This window comes from Paenibacillus sp. AD87 (assembly GCF_001659845.1).
GTDB classification, from domain to species: Bacteria; Bacillota; Bacilli; order Paenibacillales; family Paenibacillaceae; genus Paenibacillus; species Paenibacillus marchantiae.
Genome location: NZ_LXQN01000007.1, coordinates 3,984,575 through 4,002,113 on the forward strand (window position 1 = coordinate 3,984,575; position 17,539 = coordinate 4,002,113).

The following is a 17,539-nucleotide window of genomic DNA, read 5'->3' on the forward strand; positions in this document are numbered from 1 at the left end:
GTAATTGCAGTCCTGTCTATTATAACCTTATTCGATAGGCGGAGCAAAGACAACCGGCAACCAAATGATAAAGGTCGTTCCTTCTCCACGTCTGGTTACAACCTCGACAGACCCTTGGTGTTCCTCAATGATCCACTTGGCGATCGACAGTCCCAGACCTATACCTGGTGTGGCACCGCGAGACTCATCCGCCCGATAGAACCGGTCAAAGATAAATGGAACTTCATCCCGATCCATTCCGATGCCCGTATCACTGATGCGCAGTCCTACCTGACCTTTATAAAGTATTGCATCAAGCGTAACCGAGCCATCTGGAGTGTACTTGAAAGCATTCTCGATAAAAATAAACAACATTTGCTGCAAATAGTCCTTGCTGCCGTTCACATAAATGCCATTCAAAATCGATAGATCTCCTGGACGCCAGTCAGCCTGGTGATCAAGGAATTGCGATCTGCGAGCCACTTCCTGCACCAGAATCTGCAACGGGATCGGATTCAGTTCGATTTTCTGTCCTGTATCGGCTCTGGCCAAAGACAACATGTCACTGATCAGTCTGCTCATGCGTTTGCCTTCATCCGCCATGTCCTCTATCGCTTCAAGCGACATTTGTTTAACCGTTTCTTCGTCCAGATTCGGTCGGTCCGTGCTCTCCTGATCCCATAGCTTCTTAAGGAAGTCCACATTGCCACGGATCGTGGTCAGCGGTGTACGCAGCTCATGTGAAGCATCAGATACAAATCTGCGCTGAGCTTTATTCGTCTCCTCGAGCCCGCGGAATGACAGCTCTGTTCGTTCAAGCATATTATTAACTGTTTCAATCAGACGTCCAATCTCATCCTTTGGACCCGTGTATTGAATACGCACACTAAGGTCATCCCCGGATTGAATCTGATTGGCGGCATCAATCACATTGACGAGCGGACGCATGGATTTACGAGCCAGAATCAGACCCGAAGTAATGGCAAGTGCCATCGCTACAAGCCAGCCAAAAACCAGAATATTTCGCAGAGCTTCCAGCAATCGTTCCTGGGAACTAACATTGGCACCGACTTGCAGGAGCCCCCTTATTTCATTGGTCCCCTGAAGAGACAAGGGCTGTTGATTCACCAAGAAAGGGGTCCCATTGACATAGATCTTGGATATGCCACGCTTTTTCTGAATCTCATTGGATTTCACAACGGGAAATTGAATCTGAAGCTTCTCCATATTGCCTGAGATTTTACCAGATCTGCTCTGATAGTCCCACAACTGGATGTATATCTGCGCTTCCTGAAGCTGACTTTCTGTAAAAGGGTCCAGGTCCAGCGACTGTGAGAGCGGATTGACACCAATCTGATTCGTAATTCGTTCACTTTTATCTTTCAGTTGCTGTTCCACTTCTTGATACGTATTAAAATAAACAAAAGCGTAGATCACAACTCCCCAAAAAATGAGCACGGCTGCCAAGATGCCTGAATACCACGCGGTTAATCTTAACCGAATGGACATGTCAGGAGTCACCCCTCAAAATATAGCCGGCTCCCCGGATCGTCTGGATCAAACGTTTGCCGCCGTATTCTTCGGTTTTCTGTCTGAGCATGGCAATATACACTTCGAGCACATTGGATTCACCACTGTAATCATAACCCCAGATTTTATCCATAATCAGATCACGGGACAGCACACGTTTCGGATTTTGCATGAACAGATTCAGCAATTCGAACTCCTTGGCAGTCAGTTCCAGACGCTGACCGTCACGCAACACCTCACGAGAATCATTATCCAGAATAATATCCTCATACATAAGTCGATTATCAGGCGTGTCTGCTATATCCGCTTTACGACGCAATAAGGCACGGACACGAGCCAACAGTTCTTCAAGCGCAAACGGCTTCACGAGATAATCATCTGCACCTGTATCGAGCCCAATTACCCGGCTCTGTACTTCATCTTTGGCAGTGAGCATTAGCACGGGCACTTTGCTCCCCGCTTCTCTGAGTCTGCGGCATACTTCAAACCCGTCAATTTGCGGCATCATGACATCAAGAACCACGATATCCGGCTCTTTATCCATTAGCTTACTGAGGCCCTCCGCCCCATTCGAAGCTGTCTGTACCTCATATCCTTCAAAAGCAAGTCCCCGCCGAAGCATGGAAACGATTTTTTCATCATCATCAACAATCAGAATAGTTGAGCGCATGGTCTTTCTCCTTTATCCCTTAACGTTTTAATCTTATTGTAACAGCCAAAAGCGCAATCTGCATCTTTCCAAACACCTTGTTGCTTTGCGAGTCAGACCTTGATGGAGTACAAACGAATATAGTGCAAAAAAAGCGAAAGGGCCCTCGAACCCTTCCGCTCTTCTAAACCTTATTCTATAACCCATGTTTCGTCATTATGGTTGTTGTTGCTGTTGTTGATCCGTTGTTTGTGTAGTATCGTAATCATTTTTGTTGCCGATTTTGAGTTTCACATCCATTTTTTTGCCGTCCCGAACAACATTCAGTGTCACTTCACTGCCGATTTCCTGTTTCTTGATGAAATCAATCAAATCCTGACTTGTGCTGTATGCTGTGCCATTGGCACCTGTGATGATGTCATAAGCACGCAGGTCTGCTTGGTAAGCAGGGGATTGATAAATCGTGCTGGCTACAACAGAACCTTCAGTGATATCCGTTCCCATCTGCTTCGCCACTTCAGGCGTAAGAGCCATCAGAGATGCACCAATGAACGGTACGGGCTCTTTGGGAACTTCTTTGTTTTCTTTCAGATATTTAACCGCATCCGAGATTACACTCGAAGGAATGGCAAACCCAATACCCTGTGCATCCGCGCTAACCGCAACGTTCATACCAATGACTTCACCATTCAGGTTAAGCAACGGTCCACCGGAGTTACCAGGATTGATGGAAGCATCCGTTTGTAACAAGTGGCTGTACTCACGGGTTTTGCCTGTTTCTTCGTCCGGAATGCTGATCGTACGTTCTTTTGCACTCAATACACCTGCAGTAACTGTGTGTTCAAATCCTTCCGGGTTACCAATAGCTACAAGCCACTCACCCACTTGTGTGTTGTTGGAATCACCCAGTGGAGCGACAGGGAAAGCATCATCGCCGCTGTTTTTCTCGATTTTCAATACGGCAAGATCAAGATCAAAGCTGCTCCCCAGCAATTTCGCTTCATATGGTTTGCTGTTGTTCTCCAGCGTTACCTGAATCACATCTGCGCCCTGAACCACGTGTTGGTTCGTCAGGATGTAGCCTTCTTTGTCAAAAATAAATCCGGATCCAATGCCGAGTGGAACCAACTGATTGCTGCTTTGTTGCTGTTGCTGCTGATTTTGGCCTTGGTAGCTGTCTGTTCCGCCATTGCTTCCATTACCAAAGAAGTATTGGTACAATGGATCACTCATCGTAGACCCGCCCTGGCTGCTGCTGCGTGAAGACTGCTTCGCTAGTGTTTCGATTTTGACGACAGCCGGACTTGTACTCGTTACGACTGAGGATACATCCTCTTTGCCCGTTGGCAGGAGTGACGCTGTCACGTTATTGCTGCTGCCTGAGTTAGTAGGAGAAGATGACTGACTGGAGCTTTCATTGTCTGCACTTGTCAGCGCTTCCTGTGGTGTAAACATGTTTGTTCTGTCCGCTGTATACATCAGCACTGTAATGACCAGCATCCCGGCGATAAAAGAGAACAGGAGCGATCTTACGGAAGAACGTGGCCGACGGTTATTATAATTCCAATTCCCATTGTTCTTGCCGCCGTTCCCCTGATCTCCTCCGTTGCCTGAACCATTGCCGCCGCCCCCTCTGGAGGACGTATTAGCTTGATCAGATGATTCGTTATTGTAATTACTGTAGTAAGTAGGTACGGGCTTCACGGGTTCAGGTCTTGTAATCTCTACATTTCCTTCTTCACGTTGATTATGTTCCCCATTATGACTTGCTGTATCTTCCTGATTCACGGACTGAAAAGGTCCGTAAGAATAATAATAGGAGGAATCGTCCGTCCCTGATGAATTGCGATTCTCCGCTTGTTTAGTTTCATTTTCCTCGTCTTGACGGTTCGCTCTGTAATTACGTTCGTCCATGCCTCTCTACCTCCCAATCTCTTCTTCGCAAGAGATATTCTTTAACTGTCCTTATTTTGTACTTTAAACCTTAACCGTACCTTAAAAACAATTAAAAAGGAGATAAAAGCACACTGTTATAGAACATTTTTTCCGCCAAATCTGCATTCTAACCCTTATTCTTCACCCAGCCCTGACGATGAGCGTAGATTGCCAGCTGTGTCCGATCGTCCATTTCACATTTCATCAGCAAATTGCTCACATGAGTTTTGACGGTTTTGATACTAATATGTAGTTCTTCCCCGATGTCCTTATTGGTCTTGCCCTCTGCAATCAGCAAAAGCACTTCCTTTTCCCGTTCCGTCAGGCCGGATTCGTTCTCTCTTGCTGTGCGCTGTCTGATGCCACGGGTCAATGCCTGTGATACGTCGCCTGTCATTACAGGCATACCTCGGTATGCTCCTTGCAGAGCGTAGATCAACTCTTCAGCAGATACTGTCTTCAGCACATAACTGACCGCACCGGCTTCAATCGCTTGTACCACAAGGTCATCCTCCAGAAAACTGGTCAGCATCACAATTTTCATCCCCGGAAATTCGGTCATAATCGCTTGTGTCGCTTCCGCGCCATTCATTACCGGCATCATCAGGTCCATCAGGATCAGGTCAGGCAGTTCGTTTTCTCCCAGCTTGCGCAGCTGATTCAATGCATCCTGTCCGTTACCCGCTTCCCCCATCACATGAAATGTAGGCTCCAGCGTAAGATACGTTTTTAACCCCATCCGCACCATATCATGATCATCCACAATCATTACATTTACTATTCCGCTCATTCCGTTTCCCCCTCTGGTTCTTTCGGGAATTTCGGGATGAATACCCGCACCGTCGTCCCCGCTCCCGGCTTCGATATAATCTGAACCTGACCCCCAAGCTTCTCTGCCCGTTCACGCATCGTTGATAATCCGTATGAACCAGGCCGTTCCGCTTGCTGCAAAAACCCCTGACCGTCATCGCTAATGCTCATGCTGATCTGATGTTCACTCTCTCGTATGGACAGACTGACTAGACCCGCTTCTGCATGTTTTACTACATTAGCGACCGCTTCCTGAATAACAAGAAACAGCTGGTGCTCGATGGCATCGGAAATTCCGCCATCCAGTTCCAGCTCTTTCACTCCTTTTAAACCATTCTGCCTGCAATAATCCGGGAACCAGCTATCCAGCGCTTCGCCAAGGTTCCTTCCCTCCAACTCCACTGGGCGAAGCTGAGCGATAAGCCCACGCATCTGCCGCTGTGCGATATGCGACATCTGAATAAGTTGCTCCAACACTTTGCTACCATGCTCGGGATTCATCTCCAGCAAACGTGGTAAGGAAGAAGCCGACATATGCATGGCAAAAAGCTGCTGGCTGACCGTATCATGCAAATCTCTTGCCATCCGTTTGCGTTCTTCAATCACAGCGCGTTCGGATGCCTGTTCCTTTTCAATGACTTCCTGCTCACCAAGCCGCTGAAGCAATCTCATTTTTTTCTCAATCGAATCCATCATGACATTGAATTCCTGATATACCCGTCCGAAGGAGGCATCATCTGCCTCAGGCATACGAACAGCGAGATTGCCCTTGGACACTTTCAGCATGTTGAGATCCAGAAGATCAATCTTGCGTTGAAGCCGTAAGGCTGCAATATAGCCCGTGATTATGGTAGCCAGGAGTACAACAGCAACATAGGTCCACGCACGCTGACGCCCTGTTCCCATCAACACTTCCCCGTACAGCAAGTAAAACCCGCCCAAAGTAATGAGTCCGGTCAGCGCAAAATACATCATCAGTTCCCACTTATTTGCTTTGAGAATCGTTCGAATCATGCGTTAACCCACCTTGTTCACTTTGACATCTCCAATAAACACGCTAACGACAATCCGTACTTTTTTTCCTGCTTCCCGATAATGCGCCGTTTCAGCCTGAGCACTGCTTAGGAATCCGCCCCGTTTTTGATTTAACAGCGACATGTCTCCAATAAACGAATTCGTCGTTACAGTCACACCCAGATCCATATCTTCCGGTACAAATACCTTCACATCCCCGATAAAAGAGGAAATGTTAATTTTCGTCTCACCGTAAGGTATTTGCGCCTTCGTCAAATCAATCACCGTATCGCCAATAAATGCCGAAATATTCATCGGTTTCAGGGAGAACACTTCCTGTCCCATATACATATCGCCGATAAATGCCGATTTGTTAATCGTATTCCCATGGCCATCATAATAATTCGAATCATCATCATAGTGGTCATCATCATCAAATGTTCCATATGCCTTTTTATTTGAACCGTAACCTTTATGCTTGTGTTGATGATGTTGATGTTTATGATGGTGTTGATGTGCATGTGATTTATGGTCTTCCTTATCTGTATAAAATGAGCCATGCGAATCATTTTTTTGTTCCTGTTTCGGTTTGCCAAATGTTTTCTCAAACTGTTCGTCAAACGAAGACGGCATTTCCAGGTCCTCAGGGGACAATGGCTTATAAGGTGGCTCCGGTGGTGGAGGCGGTTGTACTTGGTCATGATGTTTCCGGTCACGACGACGAGGTCCGATCAGAACGAACAATCCCCCACCAATCAGCATTACCGGAATTAAGTAGCGAATGAACTCACCCATGGAGTAATCAATCCACCCCAGATTGCGTGCCAAGAAGTATCCACCAATCGCAAGTACAATGGCCGGTCCAATCAATGCATGACTCCCATTGCGCCGAATTTCGGTTATACCTTTTACACCCCACCAAATCAAAAATAACGGCCAATATGTTCTGAACATGTATCCGATATCTATGTCATATCCCAATTGCCTGAACAATATTATTGCGCCAATCGCAATAAGAGGAATGCCAACCCACCAGCGGTCCCGCGTAGATCGTTTCATCGCTCATGTCTCCTTTGTCTGTATTCTGTATCCAGTTTACATCAGACAAGGATTGGTTAACAGCGGCGGCAGATGGAATTGATCTCAGTCTCCAGACCGAGACGGAAGGGTATTTATGTAAAATATTAAAAACACCCTGGAGAAATTCTCCAAGGTGTCTGTGCATTGATTTACTTTTGTGATTTGCCTGTGTTCTCAGTACCGAACTCAGCATTGTATTTTTCATCAGGTGTTTGGAAGTTATCCTTCACTTTGTTTTGGTGCGATTGTTTCACTTTGCTTGCTGCATTCTCTTCTCCAAACTCTGCATTGTACTTCTCGTTTGGCGTTTGTGAACCTTGAGATTTCTTAGCCACGACGATCACCTCTCTCTTCATATTTACATTGCATGTCTGCAACGCGGGGTTCGTCCCCAGAGAGTATTATGTGAAGAGTGCGCGTGCGTTATTCATGTATTAAAATTCATCATCATTATACGGCCTTGTCCAGCCATGAATCGGGTACGGATTTGTACACATCGATGGCTTCCGATAATTCTTCCAGCATTTTTTCAGTGCATTTTCCAGCACCTTGTTTGATCACCTGTACTTCGACGTCCTTTTTGCCCCATTCTTTATACACTTGCTTTGTTGTAGGGAAATAAAGATCAATTTTATTGCCCTTGATCGCCGAGCCCGTGTCTGCAACGATGCCGTAACCGTAACCGGGAATATATAAAATGGAACCCAGTGGGAACAGCTTCGGATCAGCTGCAATCGTTGAGACCGTTTCTTTATCACGGCGCACCTTTACACCTGAATACGTGATTCCGTATTGAGGATGTTTTGGACCTTTTCCGGTTGATTCCACACCTGCAGTGTATCCGGTAGCCGTCACTTTATGCGTGTCCAACACCTGTTCTGTACGTGGAGCGAGCACCGGCATGGATGGGTCAACTCCGGTCTGCTTCTCCGGAACTTCCGGCCGTGGAATAACAATAGGCTGTGGAGACCATAAAAACCCCATATAGACCAAGGTTGTGAGTTGAGCCTGATCGCTATATTCATAAACTGCCGTTTCAGAATGTACGCCTTCAAGCTCTCCAGAAGTTTCGCTGTGCCGATTCTCCACATACATGACTTCATTTTCCTCTTCGAAGGTATATGCTTCTACCTGATTCCAGCCCAAGACTACTCCGGTGATCACCACACAGCAAGAGATGATGAACCTTATGTTTTTCTTTTGAATTAAGAATTGCTTTTTCATTATAGAACCTCCCCCTTACTGCAAAGGTTTTCCAAAATGAAAAAATTCTATACTTTTCTTGGTTAAGGCTTCTAAACCGGATGTCCAGAAAACCTGAAAACAACAAAAAAAACCGTCTGAACCATCGGATTACTCCAATATGATTCAAACGGTTTTCTATTATAGAACCACAATTCTGGATTACACCAGTCTTGTTGCAATCTCTTCTTTGAGCTGGGCTACAATTTCGTCCACAGGTTTCATGCCGAGATCGCCTTCTCCACGTTTCCGCACAGATACGCCTTCTGCATTACGTTCATTTTCACCAACGACAAACATGTAAGGCATTTTCTCAAGCTGTGCTTCACGAATTTTATAACCAAGCTTCTCGTTACGCAGATCCGCTTCAGCAGAGATGCCTGCACGTTTCAGCTTCGCTTCCACTTCACGTGCGTAGTCGTCGAAGTTGCCGGATACCGGAATAACCTTTGCCTGTACAGGAGACAACCACAGTGGCAGAGCCCCTGCAAAGTTCTCCAGCAAGAATGCAGTGAAACGCTCCATCGTACTGATTACACCGCGGTGGATAACGACCGGACGATGTTTCTGCCCATCATCTCCCACATATTCAAGCTCAAACCGCTCTGGCAAGAGGAAGTCCAATTGAACGGTAGACAATGTCTCTTCTTTGCCCAGTGCTGTCTTGATCTGAACATCCAGTTTTGGACCATAGAATGCCGCTTCGCCTTCTGCTTCATAGAATGGAAGGTTGAGTTCTTCCACAACTTCACGCAACATGCGTTGGGACATCTCCCACATCTCGTCATTCTGGAAGTATTTCTCGGTATCCTGAGGATCGCGATAGGACAAACGGAAACGATATTCGTGAATGCCGAAATCTTTATAAACTGTTTGAATCAGCTCAATAACACGAGCGAACTCTTCCTTGATCTGATCCGGGCGTGCGAATATGTGAGAGTCGTTCAGCGTCATCGCACGTACACGGTGCAGACCTGTCAACGCGCCCGACATTTCGTAACGATGCATCATGCCAAGCTCGGCAATCCGGATCGGCAGATCACGGTAGCTGTGCATGCTGGACTTGTACACCATCATGTGGTGAGGACAGTTCATCGGACGAAGAACGAGTTCTTCATTGTCCATAACCATTTTCGGGAACATGTCTTCCTGATAGTGCTCCCAGTGACCGGATGTTTTGTACAATTCAACATTACCCAGCACCGGTGTGTACACATGCTGATATCCGAGGCTCTCTTCCAAATCCACGATATAACGCTCCAACGTCCGGCGCAGCTTGGCACCATTAGGCAACCAGATTGGCAGACCTTGTCCAACCAGTTGGGAGAATGTGAAGATTTCGAGTTCCTTACCCAGTTTACGGTGATCCCGTTTACGAGCTTCTTCCAGGAAGTGCAAATGCTCATCAAGCTGTGCTTTTTTCACAAAAGCTGTACCGTAAATACGTTGCAGCATTTTGTTTTTGCTGTCTCCACGCCAGTAAGCACCGGCAACATTCATCAGTTTGAATACTTTGATTTTGCTGGTGGATGGTACGTGTGGTCCACGACACAAGTCGAAGAATTCACCTTGCTCATAAATAGTGATAACACTGTCTTCTGGTAAGTCACGAATCAATTCGAGCTTGTAAGGATCGCCCACTTCTTCGAAGATTTTGATTGCTTCCTCGCGGCTAACTTCCTTACGTACAATCGGCAAGTTCTCATTAACAATACGTTCCATTTCCTTCTCGATCTTTTGCAGATCTTCGGGATTAAGCGGTTGCTCCAGATCCATATCATAGTAGAAACCATCTTCAATGACAGGACCAACGCCGAGATGTACCTCTTTGTTTCCATATAAACGCTTCACAGCTTGAGCGAGCAAGTGAGCTGTACTGTGACGCATCACTTCCAGACCTTCTGGTGAATCCAGTGTTACGATCTCCACCAATGCTCCCTCATGAAGTGTTGTGGACAAGTCCACTACGATTCCATCCAGTTTGCCGGCTACGGCATTTTTGCGAAGTCCGCTGCTGATCGAAGCGGCCACATCTTCAATGCTGCTTCCGTCGGCATACTCACGAACAGAACCATCGGGTAGTTTAATGTTAACTGCCATTTGTCTCATTCCTCCTGTAAATTCAACCTCTGTCCATACATGATCATGGATGGATAATCTATTGCTGTTCCTGCAATTTTTTTGCAAAGGAACGCAAAAAACACCCGTCCCGGCAAAGGGACGAGTGTTGTATACTCTCGTGGTTCCACCCTAATTCAGCTGCTTCATCCGTATTGGAAGTACAGCCCTCATTGGCATGACGGTAACGGGCATGACCCGGCATATCCTTACTCATGGATGACTACCTGTATTATAGAGGCAACATTTATATCCATTTTCAAAACTGCAGCTACAAAGGGGTAAACCAAACGTGGCATCCGGAGGAAATTTCAGCCTAGTTCCCTCTCTCTGCACTCACCGTGCGTATGGTTCTTGTCTTTGTCAACGCTTTTGTTTATTGTTCCATAACAACCTCAAATAAATATCATGGATCAACAGTTATTATAATTGCCGATATCACTTGCGTCAAGACCTGTCAACAATCCGGAGCGCAGCACTTCACACTCAGGGCAATGATGGCATAATTGCACCTTGTCTTCAAAGATCTGACGGATCGTAGAGATGATAGGCAGATCTGGAGTGCGTGTATGCAGCATGACCTTTTCAGGCGAGATGGAGATCAGCGTACTCACGATCATGTCTTCGATATCCATTTCCAATTCAAGTCCAGGCATCTCTACAACGACCTGTTCATCCTTTTGTACGGGCAGCACATTAAGCGCAGCATCCAATACTTGAAATTCATGCAAACCTTTGTGTATCAAATGTACAAGAGGTACTTTCGCCTCCTGAAAAAACACAAAATATTTGAGCAGCCCCATAAACTCTTCATATTGACGATCCATCCAGAATTCATCCAGCGCATATTCTACGAGCTCATGAAGTTCCTGCTTATATGGCCGAATCCGGAAATTAAGAATGCCTTCAAGATGAAAAAAATGCACCTCTTCCAAATCTTGCTTCAAACCATTGGCCAAAGTGGTACGGCGACGCTCGCGCAGGCCTGGCTGATCCAAGTCTCCATTGAATAATAAAGGCATGCATATCCGATTTACCTTCTCCACCTCATGTTCATCCATGACTGAGCAGGCCTTTGAGATCATCTCTTCCACCATAATACGTTCACGTGTATCCATGATGTAATCTGCAAGTCCAGTGGCAAGCAAATCACTGATCTGAGGCAGCCACTGCTGGAAGTCAGCGTGATTCTCATTGCCTCTGCATACCCAGGCCGCTCTTCCGTCATTATGTTTGAAGGTGAGCCGAAATCCTCTTTTGCTTATATGTAAACCTTTGGTTTTTTCCTTCACACAACGATAAAATTGATCCGCTTCCTCCTGCCCTGATACATCGGTCCATACGGCGAACAGTTCCATAAGAATCACTCCTTTCCTTCCTGTTCAAAGTATATGGCAAGGCTGATAGGGATATACGAAGCGGATTGATGGAAAGCGTGTCATGATTTCTCAGTATATTATCAATCTGTTTGGAGTTAAGACAAAAATGTGTTATTATTTTTATAACAGTATGTTTCACGGAAAAGGGGGGAAGCCAAAATGAGACAACAACCAAGAATACTCCGTTACGCTTTTATTATCATTTTGTGCGTATTCCAAGCGTTGTCCTTCCCTATTCCGATGCAGTCGGAATCCGCTGTCGAGGTAACCGTTGAGACGACTTCCAACAAGGAAGTGCTTGTCCACACATTGGAGTCTCAGCAGAAACCTGCCATTCGCAAATACCCACAAGTCATGTCGAAGTTGATTGCGGTCACGCATAACAAACCTGTCTTTCTTGTGCTCGCTTTGTTGCTAATGCTGCGAATTCCTACACCGCGTCTACCCTTTAAACCGTTGATTTGTCTGTTTAAACGCAGATTATTTCTGCTACCCATCAAATTCACCAGTATGTATGTATCTCCCACCCCTATAGCACCAAAATACGTGAACGCTCTTAACTAGCCTTTACACCGTATTTTAGGTTGCTTTGCATGGAGACACCTCTGTCTGAAAGACGGTGTGCTTGTGCATAACTTTTAACCCTTTTAGCAAATGTTAGATATCGATCAGCCTTATTGGCAACACCTATTTGTTAGCATCTATTTTGTTATCCCCATTTTCATTAAAAATTCACAACACAAGGCTGTGTGTCAGGAGTCCCTGGCTCTGTTTACCCGCATCATTTAATGTTCCTAAGTGCAGCTGTTCATTCTATTTTCGGGAAATAAGCCTGTCTTCTGTGGCCAGCCCTCAATTTAAGGAGGCATACTATCCATGGATGTACGCGAAACAGATTTGCCGGGAATCGGCAAGAAATTTCAGATTGAAACGAGCAGTGGAGATAAAATTATTGTCATTATTCACGATGACGGTCGCCGGGAAATGTACCATTTTGAGTACGATGATCCAGACCAAAGCATCTCCATGATTACACTTGATGACTATGAAGCAAGACAGATTGCTGCCATCGTTGGTGGATTGACCTATAAACCAAAGCAGCTTGAAAATATTGAAGTAACGTTTGACGATCTGATTATTGAATGGTACAAAATCGAGCCATCCTACGGATGTATCGGTAAATCTATTGGTGAACTGGACGTACGTCAAAACTCAGGGGCAACGGTTATTGCCGTTGTAGAGAAGAATCACAAAAAACATATCAGCCCCGGTCCGGAGGTCGTGATTAGTGCAGAGTCCACGGTAGTAGCCGTTGGCGAACGCAATCAGCAGAAACTGTTTAAATCCCTCCTCCTGACTGGAAGGGGGTAAATAGATGGATCATTTGATATTCGAAGTAGGTCTGGCCCTTGTGCTCATTGCGGCAGCCGGCCTTTTATCGGCAAAACTAAGATTTTCGGTCGTTCCGTTTTATATTCTGATCGGGATGGCTGTTGGGCCACATGCTATGAAAATCTGGCATCTGGACTTCCGTTTCATTGAAAGTCAGCCGTTTATTGAGTTTATGGGCCGCATTGGTATTCTCTTCCTGCTCTTCTATCTAGGGCTGGAATTCTCGGTTGGTCGTTTGATCAAATCGGGTAAATCCATTGCAGTCGGCGGGTCTATCTATATTGGGATTAACTTCACGCTGGGATTAATATTCGGTTTTATGTCCGGTTTCCCAGTTGCAGAAGCACTTATTATCGCAGGTATAACTACCATCTCTTCCAGTGCCATCGTGGCCAAGGTACTCGTGGATTTGAAACGAACGGCCAATCCTGAAACAGAGATGATATTGGGTATTATTATGTTCGAAGATGTATTCCTCGCTGTATATATCTCGATCTTGTCCGGACTTGTGCTTAGTGATTCATCCTCCATCGGAGGCGTCATCATGTCCGCACTTATTGCTCTCGGATTCATGCTTATCGTGATTATCCTTGGACGCAAAGCAACACCGCTACTAAACAAATTGCTTAAGATTCGATCGAATGAGCTATTCTCTCTCGTTGTATTCGGAGCCTTGTTCCTAGTAGCCGGCTTCTCTGAAACCATTCATGTTGCCGAAGCGATTGGTGCATTACTGGTTGGTCTGGTGCTTGCTGAAACAGAACACGCGAAACGGATTGAGCACTTGATTCTACCGTTCCGTGACTTCTTCGGAGCAATCTTCTTCTTCAGCTTTGGATTGTCCATTGATCCGTTGTCCTTGGGTGGCGAAGCCGTATGGTTAGCTCTGATCGCAGTTGTTATTACATTGTTCGGTAACTTCCTGGCAGGTATGATGGCCGGACGCAGTGCAGGACTATCGCCCAAAGCATCGGCGAATATTGGATTAACCATTGTGTCACGGGGTGAATTTTCCATCATCTTGGCCAACATGGGTAAAGCCGGGGGACTGTTGCCAATGATTCAACCGTTTGCCGCGCTCTATGTCCTAATTCTGGCCATTCTGGGTCCTTTATTAACCAAAGAGTCCAAACATGTATTCCGTTTATTGGATAAAATATTCAAGTTCAAGGATCCTCGGAAAAAGAAAGAAGAACCAAAGGTTCTGCAGAAAGAAGGATAATTCCTTATGTCTGTACAGAACAGACACACTAACGTACTTCGCGGCTCTTATGCCGATCTTTCTGTGACTAACCCAGGGAGAATGGCTCGAAAGCCGCACTAAGGAGGGTGACCTATGAAAGCACCTCTGATATCGGCTAATCCGGTGCCACAAACCGCCAAGACCAGATTATCATCTGCCCGTCGCATGTTGAATTTATTGTTTGTAATAGCGGGTGGAATTCTGGCCTCCGTGGGACTTGAATTGTTTCTACATCCCAATAAGATCATTATTGGAGGCATTACAGGTATCTCTTCGTTGTTCGCCCACTGGACCGAAATGAGGATTGGTTTATTCCTGTTTTTGTTCAACGTTCCGTTTATCTTTCTGTCCTATAGACTCGTGCAAAAGAAATTCGTACTGGTCACTGTTCTGGGTTTGGTTGTCTTTTCGATTGGTGCCATTGTGCTTCATCCCATGCCGCCGCTTGTCGAGCACCCGCTGGCTGCCGCCATGTTTGGCGGATTATGTCTCGGTCTAGGAATCGGTCTAGTCGTGCGGTATGGTGGGACACTGGATACGCTGGAAATCGGTGATCCGTCCTCCCGTCCACCTGAACGTGTATTTAGCGGGAAACGGATGCTTATCGAAAAAATAATCATGCTGCTCAACTTGTTGATTCTAACCGCGGCTGGTGTTGTCTTCGGTTGGGATCAAGCGATGTACTCGGTAATTGCTTATCTCATTGCATATGAAATGGTATATATTGCATTCCGCGGATTCACAGCTAAGCGCAAAATATGTATTTTAACCACACAAAGCGCTCAAGTTGAAAAAGCCATCCGTAAACGGCTGCGCCGTGAACCTGGAACATTGGCTGCTTCAACGGATCCAGGGCATCCAGCTGTCGCTGAAGGTTGGATCCAACACGTTCCGGGAGCGCTCTACTATGAGATTCATTTCCTCGAAATGATCTGGCTCAAATCCATTGTGCGTCATATTGATCCACATGCAGGTATTGTGACGAACCCGGAAAAATAATCAAGATTCCTATAGGCTAGGCAAACAAAAACTCTCACTGGTCCCTATGGATGTTAACCATTCATTCAGGATCAGAGAGAGTTTTTTTCAGTTATTCTTTTTATAACTCTACTATTGCTTTCACTACATGCGAATCCGGTTGTAACCATGTGTCGATCGAATCAGGCAATTGATCAAAACTCGTCCGGTGTGTAATGTAGCCATCCATGTTCAACTTCTTTTCCCGCAAGATCGACATGACCTGTTCAAAATCTTCCCGTGTGGCGTTTCGGCTGCCCAGGATACTCATCTCCCGCTTGTGAAAGTCTGGATCATGAAAGGAAATATCAGCTTTGACCAGTCCAACAAAGATTAATTGTCCACCATGAGCCACATACTGGATCGCATCATTCATCGATTTCATATTTCCTGTTGCATCAAAGACAGCCGTCGCATAGTCCCCATTCGTGATTTTAGCAACTTGCTGTGCCGCTTGTTCATTGGCCTGAACCAAAGCATCCACTCCCGCCCACGTGCGGCTAAGTTCCAGCCTGTCCAGATTCCGGTCAATAGCAATGACCCGAGCACCCGCCTGTTTGGCAAATGCCATCACACCCAGACCAATCGGTCCAGCTCCAATGACAACAACCTGTTCACCAGGCCTTAGAGCTGCTCTTCTGACAGCATGAGCACCAATACTGAGCGGTTCTACCATCGCTGTTTCATCCAATGTAAGTCCTTCAGCTTGGATCAGATGGGAGACAGGCACAACGATTCTCTCTCGCATGCCGCCGTCCACATGTACACCCATCACCTGCATGGACACACAACAATTCGTTTTCCCTGATCGACAGGCGATACAATGCCCACAATGCAAATAGGGAATAATACTAACCTGATCTCCCTTCTTCAGACCCGCTTCATTCTCCCCGATTTCTTCAATAATCCCTGCAAGCTCATGACCCAATACACGAGGATAGGTGAAAAAAGGCTGATTGCCTCTGTAGGCATGCAAATCTGTGCCGCAAATTCCAATTCGTCGGATAGTAACCAGCGCCTGATTCTCGGTTCTTTCGGGTTCAGGTATGTCTCGTAACGCCAAACGATTTATTTCTTCACATATAACTGCTCTCATTCCTGTTCCCCCTTCGATGATGCTTGTGACTTCATGTTATGTTCAATGTTATATTCAGGACGGCCGCTGGCCCAGCTCTCATTATGAACCGGAGCCAGGATTCGGAGCACCTCCGATAACAGTTCCTGGTCTAATGGTTCCTCAATCCAGGCTGCATTGTTGCGGATATTATGTTCACTTGCACTGCTGACCAGTGTTGTTGGAATCCGTTCATTGGCTGTTGCAAACTGCACGGCAAGCTTCGCAATATCACGGCCCTGTTCCGCGCAGAACCGCGCCGCTTGCAGGCAGACCTGCTTCACGCGATCATCTGCCGGGTGCCAGGCAGGAGCTCCTCTTGTGCTTAATAAGCCCATAGAAAGAGGCGAAGCATTCACAAGGCCAACTTCTTTCTTTTCCAAAAGGGGCAGCAAGGACAGCAGTGAAGTATCATTTAATGCATAATGGCAGTAGGAAATGATGGCGTCGGCATCAATCTGTGACAATACCGTTTCGAATAACCGCAGCGGTAATCCACAAATTCCTGCATGGCGAATGACTCCCTGCTCTTTCAGGCGAAGCAAGGTTGGGAAAGCTTCTTCAATAATAATATCGGCCGGGACAAACTCGATGTCATGCAAGAACAGGATGTCGATATAATCGGTATGCAGTCGATCCAGACTCTCTTGTACACTATCATGTATCCGCTTACGCGAAAAATCAAATGCATTCTCCCCATAACGTCCAGCCTTGGTCGACAACGTCAACGAGCTACGTGGCAAACTACGGATGGCTTCTCCAAGCACCGATTCAGCCTTCGTTAATCCATAATAGGGCGAAACATCTATATAGTTCATCCCTGCATCTACAGCGGCGTGAACCGTACGAACACCCTCTCCTCGGTCAATATCACGAAATACCGAACCTAGAGAGGATGCTCCAAAGCTCAGTACAGGTACTTCCAATTCCGTCTTCCCAAGTCTTCTTGTTTTCATCGGCCTGCCCCTTCCCAGCATGTCTGCTTACTCACGTGTCCTTTCATTGTAACAGTTGAATTTCAAACTAAAATATCGCCA

The 17,539-nt window shown here is 46.2% G+C and carries 17 protein-coding genes; 4 read left to right on the plus strand and 13 right to left on the minus strand.

The window, feature by feature from the left end; genetic code table 11:
* Window positions 1–27 precede the first annotated feature (27 nt).
* From gpAD87_RS17365 to gpAD87_RS17410, 11 genes are all read right to left on the minus strand, one after another.
* The gene (locus gpAD87_RS17365) at window positions 28–1,488 is read right to left on the minus strand and encodes a sensor histidine kinase (RefSeq protein ID WP_063564240.1); all 1,461 of its coding nucleotides are present in this window, start codon (window positions 1,486–1,488) and stop codon (window positions 28–30) included.
* Between the two features lies 1 nt (window position 1,489).
* Window positions 1,490–2,179 (minus strand): response regulator transcription factor, encoded by a 690-nt coding sequence (locus gpAD87_RS17370; protein ID WP_063564239.1) that lies wholly within the window; start codon window positions 2,177–2,179, stop codon window positions 1,490–1,492.
* Between the two features lie 195 nt (window positions 2,180–2,374).
* The gene (locus gpAD87_RS17375) at window positions 2,375–4,072 is read right to left on the minus strand and encodes a S1C family serine protease (RefSeq protein WP_064639426.1); all 1,698 of its coding nucleotides are present in this window, start codon (window positions 4,070–4,072) and stop codon (window positions 2,375–2,377) included.
* A gap of 148 nt (window positions 4,073–4,220) precedes the next feature.
* Window positions 4,221–4,883: a response regulator gene (locus gpAD87_RS17380; RefSeq protein WP_064639428.1), complete on the minus strand. Its 663-nt coding sequence runs from the start codon at window positions 4,881–4,883 to the stop codon at window positions 4,221–4,223.
* Window positions 4,880–5,917, minus strand: a complete 1,038-nt coding sequence (locus tag gpAD87_RS17385; RefSeq protein ID WP_063564236.1) for a HAMP domain-containing sensor histidine kinase — start codon at window positions 5,915–5,917, stop codon at window positions 4,880–4,882. Before gpAD87_RS17385 ends, gpAD87_RS17380 begins: the two co-directional genes overlap by 4 nt.
* A gap of 3 nt (window positions 5,918–5,920) precedes the next feature.
* The gene (liaF, locus tag gpAD87_RS17390; protein ID WP_064639431.1) at window positions 5,921–6,976 is read right to left on the minus strand and encodes a cell wall-active antibiotics response protein LiaF; all 1,056 of its coding nucleotides are present in this window, start codon (window positions 6,974–6,976) and stop codon (window positions 5,921–5,923) included.
* 170 nt (window positions 6,977–7,146) lie between these two features.
* Entirely contained in the window at window positions 7,147–7,353 is a 207-nt protein-coding gene (locus gpAD87_RS17395; RefSeq protein WP_079696589.1) for a hypothetical protein, read from the minus strand.
* Window positions 7,354–7,447: 94 nt separating this feature from the next.
* Window positions 7,448–8,221 carry a 3D domain-containing protein gene (locus tag gpAD87_RS32810; protein ID WP_269453514.1) on the minus strand — a complete coding sequence of 258 codons (774 nt, stop codon included), beginning with the start codon at window positions 8,219–8,221 and terminating at the stop codon, window positions 7,448–7,450.
* 180 nt (window positions 8,222–8,401) lie between these two features.
* Window positions 8,402–10,339, minus strand: a complete 1,938-nt coding sequence (gene thrS / locus gpAD87_RS17405; RefSeq protein ID WP_064639432.1) for a threonine--tRNA ligase — start codon at window positions 10,337–10,339, stop codon at window positions 8,402–8,404.
* Window positions 10,340–10,397: 58 nt separating this feature from the next.
* Window positions 10,398–10,574: a hypothetical protein gene (locus gpAD87_RS31875; protein ID WP_157258484.1), complete on the minus strand. Its 177-nt coding sequence runs from the start codon at window positions 10,572–10,574 to the stop codon at window positions 10,398–10,400.
* A 196-nt stretch (window positions 10,575–10,770) separates the two neighbouring features.
* On the minus strand, window positions 10,771–11,715 hold the full coding sequence (locus gpAD87_RS17410; protein ID WP_064639434.1) for a putative sporulation protein YtxC: 945 nt from the start codon (window positions 11,713–11,715) through the stop codon (window positions 10,771–10,773).
* A gap of 180 nt (window positions 11,716–11,895) precedes the next feature.
* Between gpAD87_RS17410 and gpAD87_RS17415 the strand changes: the two genes are divergently transcribed.
* From gpAD87_RS17415 to gpAD87_RS17430, 4 genes are all read left to right on the plus strand, one after another.
* On the plus strand, window positions 11,896–12,300 hold the full coding sequence (locus gpAD87_RS17415) for a hypothetical protein (RefSeq protein WP_063564231.1): 405 nt from the start codon (window positions 11,896–11,898) through the stop codon (window positions 12,298–12,300).
* A 312-nt stretch (window positions 12,301–12,612) separates the two neighbouring features.
* Window positions 12,613–13,107, plus strand: a complete 495-nt coding sequence (locus tag gpAD87_RS17420; RefSeq protein WP_053780467.1) for a cation:proton antiporter regulatory subunit — start codon at window positions 12,613–12,615, stop codon at window positions 13,105–13,107.
* Window positions 13,108–13,111: 4 nt separating this feature from the next.
* Window positions 13,112–14,350 carry a cation:proton antiporter gene (locus tag gpAD87_RS17425; protein ID WP_063564230.1) on the plus strand — a complete coding sequence of 413 codons (1,239 nt, stop codon included), beginning with the start codon at window positions 13,112–13,114 and terminating at the stop codon, window positions 14,348–14,350.
* 114 nt (window positions 14,351–14,464) lie between these two features.
* On the plus strand, window positions 14,465–15,370 hold the full coding sequence (locus gpAD87_RS17430) for a YitT family protein (protein ID WP_063564229.1): 906 nt from the start codon (window positions 14,465–14,467) through the stop codon (window positions 15,368–15,370).
* 100 nt (window positions 15,371–15,470) lie between these two features.
* Here the strand turns inward: gpAD87_RS17430 and gpAD87_RS17435 are convergent, their stop codons facing one another.
* Together gpAD87_RS17435 and gpAD87_RS17440 are read right to left on the minus strand one after the other, a co-directional pair.
* Window positions 15,471–16,484, minus strand: a complete 1,014-nt coding sequence (locus gpAD87_RS17435; protein ID WP_064639437.1) for a zinc-binding alcohol dehydrogenase family protein — start codon at window positions 16,482–16,484, stop codon at window positions 15,471–15,473.
* Complete coding sequence (locus tag gpAD87_RS17440) at window positions 16,481–17,458, minus strand: aldo/keto reductase (protein ID WP_064639439.1); 978 nt, start codon at window positions 17,456–17,458, stop codon at window positions 16,481–16,483. The genes gpAD87_RS17435 and gpAD87_RS17440 overlap by 4 nt, the downstream gene beginning before the upstream one ends.
* Window positions 17,459–17,539: the final 81 nt, after the last annotated feature.

Coding starts and splice junctions, on each gene's coding strand:
- gpAD87_RS17365 (WP_063564240.1), bottom strand. CDS start 1,488: ATGTCCATTCGGTTAAGATTAACCGCGTGGTATTCAGGCATCTTGGCA.
- gpAD87_RS17370 (WP_063564239.1), bottom strand. CDS start 2,179: ATGCGCTCAACTATTCTGATTGTTGATGATGATGAAAAAATCGTTTCC.
- gpAD87_RS17375 (WP_064639426.1), bottom strand. CDS start 4,072: ATGGACGAACGTAATTACAGAGCGAACCGTCAAGACGAGGAAAATGAA.
- gpAD87_RS17380 (WP_064639428.1), bottom strand. CDS start 4,883: ATGAGCGGAATAGTAAATGTAATGATTGTGGATGATCATGATATGGTG.
- gpAD87_RS17385 (WP_063564236.1), bottom strand. CDS start 5,917: ATGATTCGAACGATTCTCAAAGCAAATAAGTGGGAACTGATGATGTAT.
- liaF (WP_064639431.1), bottom strand. CDS start 6,976: ATGAAACGATCTACGCGGGACCGCTGGTGGGTTGGCATTCCTCTTATT.
- gpAD87_RS17395 (WP_079696589.1), bottom strand. CDS start 7,353: ATGAAGAGAGAGGTGATCGTCGTGGCTAAGAAATCTCAAGGTTCACAA.
- gpAD87_RS32810 (WP_269453514.1), bottom strand. CDS start 8,221: ATGAAAAAGCAATTCTTAATTCAAAAGAAAAACATAAGGTTCATCATC.
- thrS (WP_064639432.1), bottom strand. CDS start 10,339: ATGGCAGTTAACATTAAACTACCCGATGGTTCTGTTCGTGAGTATGCC.
- gpAD87_RS31875 (WP_157258484.1), bottom strand. CDS start 10,574: ATGAGTAAGGATATGCCGGGTCATGCCCGTTACCGTCATGCCAATGAG.
- gpAD87_RS17410 (WP_064639434.1), bottom strand. CDS start 11,715: ATGGAACTGTTCGCCGTATGGACCGATGTATCAGGGCAGGAGGAAGCG.
- gpAD87_RS17415 (WP_063564231.1), top strand. CDS start 11,896: ATGAGACAACAACCAAGAATACTCCGTTACGCTTTTATTATCATTTTG.
- gpAD87_RS17420 (WP_053780467.1), top strand. CDS start 12,613: ATGGATGTACGCGAAACAGATTTGCCGGGAATCGGCAAGAAATTTCAG.
- gpAD87_RS17425 (WP_063564230.1), top strand. CDS start 13,112: ATGGATCATTTGATATTCGAAGTAGGTCTGGCCCTTGTGCTCATTGCG.
- gpAD87_RS17430 (WP_063564229.1), top strand. CDS start 14,465: ATGAAAGCACCTCTGATATCGGCTAATCCGGTGCCACAAACCGCCAAG.
- gpAD87_RS17435 (WP_064639437.1), bottom strand. CDS start 16,484: ATGAGAGCAGTTATATGTGAAGAAATAAATCGTTTGGCGTTACGAGAC.
- gpAD87_RS17440 (WP_064639439.1), bottom strand. CDS start 17,458: ATGAAAACAAGAAGACTTGGGAAGACGGAATTGGAAGTACCTGTACTG.